Raw genomic sequence first — 10649 nt, forward strand, 5'->3', positions numbered from 1 at the left:
AGAAAAATGCCCGCACAAGGATATCCTCGCGCGGGCTGACGGGTCAAAATACAAAGACTACGAAAGACCGCTTATTTAGCCGGTCTTTTGGCCAGACCGCTCTTAATGCAATTGGTGCATACATAAGCTGTCTGTGTTTTGCCTTCCAACACCACTTTTTGCTTTTGCAAGTTCGGGCTGAAAGTACGTTTGGTACGTAAGTTAGAGTGGCTGTAAGAACCGCCGGATACGGGGCCTTTACCACAAATTGCACATTTATACGCCATAAATTCCTTCCTTATAGTAAGTTAAATTTGGTTCTTATATTGTAGTAAATATTGTGCCGTTTGTCCATTAAGAAATAGATTGTTGAGGGGGAAAGAGTTTGCTGGCCACGATAGAAAGAGCCAACACCCCTCCGATAATCCCCAGTGAAAGCAGGATAGGCACTTGAATATAGTGTGAGGCAATCATCTTAGCACCTACAAAGAGTAAAATGATGGATACCCCATAGCGCAAATAGGCAAATTTGCTGGCCATACCGGAAAGCAAGAAGAATAAAGAACGCAAACCGATGATGGCAAAAATGTTAGATGAATAAACCAAAAAAGTATCTTGTGTAATGCTCAAAACAGCCGGGATAGAATCCAACGCAAAAATGACATCGGAAAATTCAATCATCACCAGTGCCGTTAGCAAGGGGGTGGCAAACCATTTGCCTGCTTCTTTAACCAAGAAATTTTCACCGTGATAATCGGTTTTAATGGGCATAATTTTTTTCAAGGTTTTTAGAATAAAGGATTGCCCCGGATCTGCCTGTTCATCTTCTTTTTGAAGTAACATTTTGGTAGCTGTAAAGAGCAACAACCCACCGAACACATAAATCATCCACGAGAAGGCAGAGATAAGTTGTATGCCGACAAAAATGAAGAAAAAGCGCAACGCTACCGCCCCTAAAATACCCCACAGTAAGACTTTGGGTTGCAAATTCTGCGGAACCGCAAAATAGCTAAAGATCAAAATAAATACAAACATGTTATCGATAGAGAGGGAATATTCCAGCAAATAGCCGGTATAAAATTCCAACGCATGGTGCGGGCCTTCAAAGAGCCAAATTGCTCCGCCAAAAGATACCGCCAGCAAAGCCCATATCCCTACCAAAGCGGCAGATTCTTTTATAGATACATGGCCGTGATGTTTATTTAAAATGATTAAGTCGATGAGCAAGGCGACCAAAACGATCACCCAAAATGCAATCCACATGGCAACAGATACGGTGGTGGTAACAGGTTCCATACATTTCTCCTTAAGTCATATTATAGCAGTTTTGAGAGGGGGACAATCTTTTCGGGTGAACGTCCCACAAACAAGGATTGTAAAAACGAATGACGGCCCATACCCCAGATTCTGTCGGCGGAAAATTCCGTCGTGAGAACCATTACTCTAAGCGGCCTACTTGGTCACGAACGCGGGACACGTATGGACCGGCTTGGCCTTGCTCCGCACGGGGTTTACCCTGCCACACCAGTTACCTGTTGTGCGGTGCGCTCTTACCGCACCTTTTCACCCTTACCCGAAGGCGGTTTGTTTTCTGCGGCACTTTCCGTACAAACGGTTTTGACCCCGTTTGCCCCGCCCTTTCGAGCGGCGTGCTACCCTATGGAGTCCGGAAGTTCCTCCCCTGAGTTACCTCAGGAGCGGTTCTCTGGGCCGTCAAATTTACAAATTGTCAAACAAAGAAGGTTGTGCTTCTTGTTTTTTATTTTTCTTGCGGACAACCGGTTTTACTTCCACACCATTGACCACTAAATCCTCTTTTTTAGGGGCGGGTGCCGGGCGCGGATCTAAATTTTCAATCGGATTAAATCCTACAGATTGTTTTAAGTCCATGGCTTTATTAGCCAGAGCATCCGGTTCTTTATTGAGATGTCGCAAGACGTGGCGGATTTGAATTACAAATGGTTTAGCCAGTTGGCGGATTTCGGTCATGCGCTGAGCCAAATCTGCATTTTTAATTTTATATTCCCCTAAATACTGTTTGACCAGTAGTAAAGAGTCAGAAATAATTTCTAAATCAGTCGCTTTTAATTCTGCGGCTTTAATCAAAGCCAAGCGCAGGGCAGTATATTCCGCTTGATTGTTGGTACAATGCGGCAGGAAATATCCTTCTTGTGCTAAAATCTTTCCGCTGGTATCTTTAATTACGTAAGCCGCTGCTCCGGGGCCCGGGTTTCCGCGGCTGCCGCCATCTATATTAATTGTTATGCGCATACTTTATTTTACCAAAAAGTGTATAATAAGAAATAGTGGCCATCCTATAACATATAGGTTGGCATAAGGAGAAACAGCATGAAACAAGGAATCGTTGCATCAGATTTATTATTGCTTGTCATTTTGGCAATTTTAACCGGTATTATCGGCGGTTGGTATTTGCCCCATTGGGTAGTGCGTACCTTTTTAACTTTCAATGGCCTTTTTAGTCAGTTCTTGGGCTTTATGGTTCCATTACTAATTATAGGTCTTATTGCTCCGGGCATTACGGATTTGGGAAAAGGAGTGGGGCGCTTACTGGTTTATACAGTTGCTTTGTCATATGGTTTTACGGTATTTGCCGGGATGCTGACTTATGGATCAGCTTTGCTGACTTATCCGTATATTTTACATACGACTTCCGCTTCGGCTTTGGCTTCGTTCACTAGCCCGCAACAACTCACGCTGTATTTTACCTTGCCTATTGCGCCTATCATGGACGTAGCTACGGCATTAACTTTAGCGTTTGTACTCGGCTTGGGCGCTTCCTTTACTTCTTCTCAGATACTCAGAGGGTTGTTGTCCGATTTGCGCGCAGTTGTGTACAAAGTGATTTCGAATGTGATTATCCCTGTTTTACCGTTGTATGTATTTGGTGTATTTATGGGTATGGCTGCCAACGGACAGGTGGCAGGAGTAGTGAGTGTGTTCTTCAAAGTAGTCATTTTCTTGTTTGCTTTAACCTTACTCATCTTAGCAATTCAGTTTGCTATAGCGGCTTTAGTATCCAAGAAAAATATGTTTGCAATTTGGAAGGCCATGTTGCCGGCATATTTTACGGCTTTGGGTACCTCTTCTTCTGCCGCGACAATTCCGGTCACTTATCGCCAAGTACAAAGTTTAGGGGTGCGCGAAGGGGTAGCCGGTTTTACGGTGCCTTTATGTGCCAGCATCCATATGGCAGGCAGTACGATTAAAATCGTGGGTTGTTCCCTGGCTCTGTTATGGTTAACGGGGAATAATCTAGATTCCGTACATTTTACCGGATTTATATTCTTAGTCAGTTTGGCTATGGTAGCCGGACCGGGTGTCCCCGGCGGGGCTGTTATGGCGGCGGTAGGTGTGCTGCAGCAGATGCTCGGCTTTGATGAGCAAATGTTAGGACTGATGATTACTCTTTATATTGCGATGGATTCTTTCGGTACGGCTTGTAACGTAGCCGGAGATGGAGCGGTTTCCGTAATTATTGATTCGCTGTATAAAGAAAAACAAAATTATATTTAGTGTGTCAACTATAAAAAAACTCCCCGAGAAATCTCGGGGAGTTTTTTTATGTTAAATAGACTTTTATACTAAACCTTGGTCAATCATCGCGTCGGCCACTTTAATAAAGCCTGCGATATTGGCACCGGCCATGTAATTGCCTTTCATGCCGAATTGTTCGGCGGCCGACAAACAATTATCATGGATGCTGTGCATAATTTTTTGCAGGTATTGATCCACTTCTTCGCGGGTCCAATAAATGCGCATACTGTTTTGGGTCATCTCCAAGCCCGATACAGCCACCCCTCCGGCGTTGGAAGCCTTTCCCGGCGAATATAAAATGTTGGCCGCTTGGAAAGCATCAATGGCATGCGGAGTGCACGGCATATTGGATCCTTCCGTCAAGCAGATACAACCATTGGCCAACAGCGTTTTGGCATCTTCGGTATGCAGTTCATTTTCACACGCTGTCGGACAGGCCACTTGGCACGGAATATCCCACGTTTTCTTTCCGACGCGAAATTCGGCTTTTGGGAATTTTTGCACATATTCTTTCAAACTGCCGCGGCGTACGAAAACTAAATTTTTGAGGAAGGCCAGTTTTTCTTCATCGACACCGTCTTTATCATACACGCTGCCGTCATAGTCCATAAATCCGACCACTTTGGCCCCTAATTGTGTTAACTTTTCAATGGTGTAAATACCTACGTTTCCGGTGCCGGACACAATCGCGGTTTTTCCTTTCAAACTATCCTGGCGTGTGGCTAACATATTTTGGGCGAAATAGGCCACCCCGTAACCGGTTGCTTCCGGGCGCAATAAACTACCGCCCCAGTTGGGTTTTTTGCCGGTGAAAGCACCGGTGAAATCATTGGTTAATTTTTTGTATTGCCCGAACATGTATCCGATTTCACGCGCACCGCAACCTAAATCTCCGGCGGGAATGTCGGTATGATAGCCGATGTGGTGATATAACTCATTAATAAATGAGTGACAAAAGCGCATGACTTCGTTGTCGCTTTTGCCGCGGGTATCAAAATCCGAACCGCCCTTTCCGCCGCCGAGCGGCAAGGTGGTGAGTGAATTTTTGAAGGTTTGTTCAAAAGCCAAAAATTTCAAGGAATCTGCCGTAACGGTTTGGTGAAAACGGATACCGCCTTTATAAGGCCCGAGGGCACTGTTATATTGAATGCGGAAACCGCGATTGACGTGAATTTCACCTTTGTCATCACGCCACGGTACACGGAAACTAATAATACGTTCCGGTTCCACAATGCGGTCTAAAATTTTTTCTTTGATATAGAGCGGATTTTGCTCAAGTACAGGAGCTAAAGAACTAACCACTTCTTTTACAGCTTGTCGAAAGACTTTTTGTGCGGGGTCACGTTGTATAACCCGTTCCAGGAACTGCGTGGTGTATTGTTTGCTATCCATGAGTAGCCTCCTTGGTCTAATTACATTATAGCAACAATTCAGATTTTTGCACACATGTTCTGACCAATATGTTAAGATATGGAAAAGTTAGTTTTCTTAACAATGGAGTCATTATGTTAACCGCGCCCATGGAAGATTATTTGGAAGCCATCAGTTTGGTGCAAAATACCGACGGTTTTTCACGTGTAACGGATGTACGCAATTTGCTAGGTGTGAAAACGCCTAGTGTGACGGGGGCCTTGCGCGTACTGGCCGAGCAGGGATATGTCAAGCATGAACCATATGGTGAGGTGAAACTAACTGCCAAAGGCCGCCGCGCCGCCGAGGATGTAAAGGCGCGCCACGCCATTTTGAGCCGCTTTTTGACCGAGGTATTGGGCGTGCGGGCCAAAACAGCGGATATGGACGCATGCAAAATGGAACACACGATTAGTCGTGAAACGCTGGAAAAACTACACGCGTTTTTACAAAAACAAACAAAAAGGAAATAAAACTTTTTTATTTCTATTCCCTCAGATAGCAGGAAGTCCTGTTTTAGTCATTTCACAAGAAATGTAAATAAAAACCGGAACTTACTAAAAGTTCCGGTTGAGGTTACTTATTATCCCAGCAGACCACTCAAATCCTCTCGTGCCTGCTAGAAATTGCGTTTGATAATACTACGTACGATTCCTTCTATATGAAAGCTATCCCGATCGGCAATGATGGGGGAGTATTTTTTATTTTGTGATTCCAAAATAATATTTTCTCCGTCCTGGCTAAAGCGTTTGACCATCACTTCCCCTTGGTTGACACAGACCACAATATCGCGTTGATTGGGGCAACGGTTTTGTTCCACAATCAGCCAATCACGCGGGGCAATGATATTTTCCATAGAGTCACCTTTGGCTTCTACCATAAATCCTCTGCAGGCCGGAAAATAAATCATGCTCGGGTCGACGGGCACCACGCGGGTTGGCACACCGGAGAGCAGGGTGCCTTCGGGGCCGCATTTGGCTTGGCCGTACATAGGTAAATACACCACATTACGTTCCGGATCCTTGAGCAAAATATAATCGCGCGGATTTTCCGGATTGCGTTTCAAGTATCCCTTTTTCTCTAATTGTTTGAGATGATGAAAAGCTACGCTCTTGCCGCTGACGCCCAAACGGTCGGCCAGTTCCTGCATAGTGAGCGGATCGGAAATATTATTTTTTAAGATTTCTAATAGCTCTTGTTGTTTGGGATGTAGTTGTTTCATATTTCTTATTATAGCAAAAAAGTTCTATATTTTGTTCTAATTTTTTTAGAAAAAAATCCCCTGTCCAAAAACAGGGGAAATACTTAAAAATCAGTAAAGCTGTACGGCATGAAGTTTCTAAGTTTCTTTTTGTACACCGTTTTTTTGCCTTTTTTATCGACAGAAATTAGGAAAAGCGGCGTATCGGGCTTCATAAACTCCGTCATGACCTGTAAGCAAGCTCCGCACGGAGTGCCGAAAGGTTGATTGGGCACTGGGTCGGTACATAAGGCAAGTGCCGTAAAACGGGTATAGCCTTCGCTCACTGCCTTAAACATGGCGTTGCGTTCGGCACATAAAGTCAGCCCATAAGACGCATTTTCAATGTTGGTGCCGGCGTAGATCTTGTCATCTTCGGTCAAAACGGCAGCCCCTACTTTGAAATGAGAATAGGGCGAGTAAGAGTATTTTTTTACAGCGATGGCCGCTTCAATTAGCGAGTCCAGTTGCTTAGTAGTAATTTTTTTGCTCATACTTTTATTTTATCTTTTAGGACGAAAAAGTCAAGTCTTTTGATATACTAACGGATTGTTTTGCTACAATAAAGTATGAATAAATGGATATTAATTTTACTGATCATAGGTTTGATGTGGTATATGTTTTCTCCCTCGAAGCAAAAAATAAAAAATCTGGGCAATGCTCATGGAGTTATTGTAGCTTTTGGGGATAGTTTAACCTACGGTTACGGAGCATCGACACAGAGTAGTTATCCGGCCGTATTGACGCGCAATTTAGGCAGAGAAGTAATCAATTTAGGTCGCAACGGAGAGACGGCTGTCCATGCTGTTACTCGTATTCAAGAGACTTTGGATTATGAGCCCTATATGGTGCTAATTGAGTTCGGGGCGAATGATTTTATGCAGTCGGTGTCTTTTGAACGCACCATTTCGGCGATGGAGCAAATGGTAGAGGCGGTCCAAGCCGCCGGAGCCATAGCTGTGGTAGTAGATACGGGCGGTACGCCGTTGATGAATCGCTACAGCAAGGCATACAAAAAAATCGCCCAAGAAAAGGGCGCGGTGTTCGTGCCCGGTATTTTGGACGGTATTTTTGGCAGAAAAGGATTGATGTCCGACCAAATACATCCCAACGCAACAGGCTACCGGATGGTGGCAGAAAAAATAGAAAAAGAAATAAAACCATATTTGTAAATGCGAAATAATTTGTTATACTAAAAAAGACGTATACAATTTTATCTGTTTTTGGAAGCGTATGTAGAATACGCAGAGCTCTAGTAATAGGGCAAACAGGAAGTCCAAGAACAGTCGTTTAGGTATAAAGTAGACGGCCTTATAACCCGTCTATTTTATGCCAAATGTTTATCGTTTTACGATAGACTACGGCTGTTATATGCTTGGGTTACTTCCTGTTGCTCACATATAACGGCCGTTTTTTATGTCCGTTTTCCAAAGACAGATAAAAGGAGAATGGATATGAAAAATCAAAACGCATTTACCCTCATTGAGTTATTAGTCGTCGTCTTAATTATCGGGGTACTCACCGCTATTGCCCTGCCGCAATTTCAAACCGCTATGGATAAAAGCCGCTATGCCACTTTAATGCCGCTTGCCAAAAGTGTCGCTAGTGCCCAAGAAGCTTATTATATGAACACCGGTGCTTATTCGCCCGACCTGGCCTATTTGGACGTGCAACTGCCGGCCAGTAGCGCCGGAACACAAGCCAACCTAGGCGACGGCGCCACCGTTACATTAAGTGAAAAGAAAAACTATGAATATGTAAAACTGAGCAAGGATACCTTGGAAAATAATTATGTGATTTACCAAGAAAAAAGTCCAAACTTCCCCAATGAAATACATTGTGAGGCCTTGCAAGGGAGCGCGCGGGCTGAAAGATTATGCACCACATTAGGCGGGAAAAAAATAAACGGAGCTTTAAAAAAAGGATATGATACGTATGTGTTAGAAGGAGCCGGCACAGACGATTTTTATCCGCAATTTGCCAAAAACTGGAAAGCGGCCGGTATCCCGGAAGAAACGATCGATAAAATGGTGGATGCCATGACATTTTTGAAAGAGATTATAGAAAGTCGCGAGCGGTATTATGCCGAACATGGCGTTTATCCTTCTTGGGATCAAATGGATATATCTGTACCGCAAAATTTACGGGCTGGTGATTGGGCGGCAGGAAATGCACAAAATCCAAATACCTATGTGTTTTCTTGCCATGTTTTAAACTCAACTAATGAATGTATTGCCAACGCGGCTAATAAAGATCTGCCTATGTTCCAGTTTGGAGTAGCAGGCGGGAGTGTGGGGGGGAGTTGTTCAAATTATGGTGGCAAAAATGCTACTACCGAAAATATATGCAGTCAAATGACTGTAAGTCGTGAAAGTTTTCCCGGGTGGGGGCATTTTTATGTTATCTCGGATGATATTAATGAGTTATAAAAGAAACTCCTGGCTATGCCGAAAATTCCCAATCCAATAAAACAGGCTCCCCGGAACGAGGAGCCTGTAAATCATGCAACCTATGTGGTTTATTTGCGTTTCTTTTTGGCCAAGACGTCTTTGGCAGCGGCTTGCGCAGCAGCCAAGCGAGCTATTGGCACACGGAACGCAGAGCAGGACACGTAGGTAAATCCTTCGCGGTGGCAGAATTGCACACTTTCCGGATCGCCGCCGTGTTCGCCGCAGATACCAATCTTAAGTCCCGGTTTAACCTCGCGACCTTCTACGACCGCGTGGGTAATCAAGCGGCCCACACCGTATTGGTCTAAGGTTTGGAACGGATCGGCTTCTAAAATGCCTTGTTTCAAATATTCCGGCAAGAAAGAACCGATATCATCACGAGAGAAACCAAACGTCATTTGCGTTAAGTCATTGGTACCGAAGGAGAAGAAATCCGCTTCAGACGCAATGTCGGCCGCTAATACAGCCGCACGCGGAATTTCAATCATGGTGCCCACGGAGAAGTGCAGTTTTTTCTGTTTGGTCTTGGCTACAACTTCGTCATAGGCTTTGCGAATGAGTTTCTTTTGGTTGATGATTTCGTTCTTATCGCAGGTCAGCGGAATCATGACTTCCGGCGTTACTTTGACGCCTTCTTTCATCAATTCGGCCGCGGCTTCAAAAACGGCACGGGCTTGCATTTCGGTAATTTCCGGATAGGTAATACCTAAGCGAATACCGCGGTGACCCATCATCGGGTTCACTTCATGCAAACCTGCGGCACGTTCACGGAAGGTTTCCATCGAAATTTCCAAGGCGTCCGCCAAGCTGCGTTGTTTTTCATGCAAGGCAGGCACGAACTCATGCAAAGGAGGATCCATCAAACGTACCGTGACGCTAAAACCGGCCATCGCTTTCATGGTTGCCTTGATTTCTTGTTTCACATAGGGGAACAATTCATCCACGGCAGCTTTGCGTTCGGCTTCGTTACCGGCCAAAATCATTTTGCGCAAGATGAACAAAGGCTTTTCGGAATTTTGTCCATAGAACATATGTTCTACGCGGAACAAACCAATGCCTTCGGCGCCAAATTTGCGCGCTTTTTCGGCGTCTTCTTTGGTATCGGCGTTGGCGCGTACTTTTAAGACACGCAATTTATCGCACAAGCCCAAGAAGGTGGCCAAATTTTTGTTGCCTTCGCCGGCGCCTAACATTTTCAAACCGCCCGCATAGACTAACCCTTTGGTACCGTTCAAGGTCAGCTCATCACCTTCTTTGAAGGTCTTGCCACCCATAGAAACGGTTTTCTTGGCCATGTCCAATTCCAGCTCGCCGCAACCTACGATACAGCATTTACCCCAACCGCGGGCTACCAAGGCCGCGTGAGAGGTCATACCGCCGCGTTGCGTTAAAATACCGGAAGCGGCGCGCATTCCTTCAATATCTTCGGGGTTGGTTTCTTCGCGCACCAAGATAGCATTAACGCCTTTGGCATGTAAAGCAATGGCATCATTAGAAGTGAAAACGATTTTACCGCTTGCACCGCCGGGACCGGCCGGCAAGCCTTGTGCAATGGCTTTGGCTTCTTTTTCGGCTTTGGGGTCAATGGCAGGCAACAACAGTTCGCCTAATTGAGCCGGGCTGACACGTAAGACAGCTTCTTCTTTGGTAATTAGTTTTTCTTTTACCATGTCTAAAGCCATTTGCACAGCGGCAATACCGTTGCGTTTACCGACGCGGCATTGCAACATCCACAATCTTTCGTGTTCAATGGTAAATTCAATATCCAACATGTCATGGAAATGTTTTTCCAAGCGTTTTTGGATTTGGTCCAATTCTTTATACACTTTCGGCATTACTTTTTCCAAGGTGGGCAAGTGGGCTGAGTGAGCATTGGTAGACCATTTGTTCATCGGAGAAGGAGTGCGGATACCGGCTACTACGTCTTCCCCTTGAGCGTTGATTAAATATTCTCCGTAGAAATGGCTGTCACCGTTACCGGGGTTACGGGTGAAAGCTACACCCGTGGCAGAGGT

Annotated in this window: 11 protein-coding genes and 1 other RNA gene; 4 read left to right on the forward strand and 8 right to left on the reverse strand. The window is 44.9% G+C overall.

Annotation, left to right across the window (positions count from 1 at the left end; all coding sequences use genetic code 11):
• Positions 1–71: 71 nt before the first annotated feature.
• From IKN49_03720 to IKN49_03735, 4 genes are all read right to left on the reverse strand, one after another.
• Positions 72–266: a 50S ribosomal protein L28 gene (locus tag IKN49_03720; GenBank protein MBR3632154.1), complete on the reverse strand. Its 195-nt coding sequence runs from the start codon at positions 264–266 to the stop codon at positions 72–74.
• Positions 267–333: 67 nt separating this feature from the next.
• On the reverse strand, positions 334–1275 hold the full coding sequence (locus tag IKN49_03725) for a TerC family protein (protein ID MBR3632155.1): 942 nt from the start codon (positions 1273–1275) through the stop codon (positions 334–336).
• An 85-nt stretch (positions 1276–1360) separates the two neighbouring features.
• Positions 1361–1696, reverse strand: an RNA gene (rnpB, locus tag IKN49_03730) — RNase P RNA component class A.
• Positions 1697–1698: 2 nt separating this feature from the next.
• Positions 1699–2250 carry a ribonuclease HI family protein gene (locus IKN49_03735; protein MBR3632156.1) on the reverse strand — a complete coding sequence of 184 codons (552 nt, stop codon included), beginning with the start codon at positions 2248–2250 and terminating at the stop codon, positions 1699–1701.
• 78 nt (positions 2251–2328) lie between these two features.
• Here IKN49_03735 and IKN49_03740 point away from each other — a divergent pair, with 78 nt between their 5' ends.
• Positions 2329–3513, forward strand: coding sequence for a dicarboxylate/amino acid:cation symporter (locus tag IKN49_03740; protein ID MBR3632157.1), 1185 nt, complete (start codon positions 2329–2331; stop codon positions 3511–3513).
• A 63-nt stretch (positions 3514–3576) separates the two neighbouring features.
• On the opposite strand, the gene gdhA is transcribed toward IKN49_03740, so the two are convergent.
• Positions 3577–4926: an NADP-specific glutamate dehydrogenase gene (gene gdhA, locus IKN49_03745; protein MBR3632158.1), complete on the reverse strand. Its 1350-nt coding sequence runs from the start codon at positions 4924–4926 to the stop codon at positions 3577–3579.
• A 68-nt stretch (positions 4927–4994) separates the two neighbouring features.
• Between gdhA and IKN49_03750 the strand changes: the two genes are divergently transcribed.
• Positions 4995–5417, forward strand: coding sequence for a metal-dependent transcriptional regulator (locus IKN49_03750; protein ID MBR3632159.1), 423 nt, complete (start codon positions 4995–4997; stop codon positions 5415–5417).
• Positions 5418–5563: 146 nt separating this feature from the next.
• Here IKN49_03750 and lexA read toward each other — a convergent pair whose 3' ends face one another.
• The gene (lexA, locus tag IKN49_03755; protein MBR3632160.1) at positions 5564–6166 is read right to left on the reverse strand and encodes a repressor LexA; all 603 of its coding nucleotides are present in this window, start codon (positions 6164–6166) and stop codon (positions 5564–5566) included.
• A gap of 83 nt (positions 6167–6249) precedes the next feature.
• Positions 6250–6678 (reverse strand): cytidine deaminase, encoded by a 429-nt coding sequence (gene cdd / locus IKN49_03760; GenBank protein MBR3632161.1) that lies wholly within the window; start codon positions 6676–6678, stop codon positions 6250–6252.
• Between the two features lie 75 nt (positions 6679–6753).
• On the opposite strand from cdd, the gene IKN49_03765 reads away from it, so the two are divergent.
• Positions 6754–7356: a hypothetical protein gene (locus tag IKN49_03765; GenBank protein MBR3632162.1), complete on the forward strand. Its 603-nt coding sequence runs from the start codon at positions 6754–6756 to the stop codon at positions 7354–7356.
• Between the two features lie 282 nt (positions 7357–7638).
• On the forward strand, positions 7639–8613 hold the full coding sequence (locus tag IKN49_03770) for a type II secretion system protein (protein ID MBR3632163.1): 975 nt from the start codon (positions 7639–7641) through the stop codon (positions 8611–8613).
• 89 nt (positions 8614–8702) lie between these two features.
• Here IKN49_03770 and IKN49_03775 read toward each other — a convergent pair.
• Positions 8703–10649: pyruvate, phosphate dikinase (locus IKN49_03775; GenBank protein MBR3632164.1), on the reverse strand; the 1947-nt coding region annotated here is incomplete at its 5' end.

The sequence above is a fragment of the Elusimicrobiaceae bacterium genome, from assembly GCA_017528825.1.
GTDB lineage: Bacteria > Elusimicrobiota > Elusimicrobia > Elusimicrobiales > Elusimicrobiaceae > Avelusimicrobium.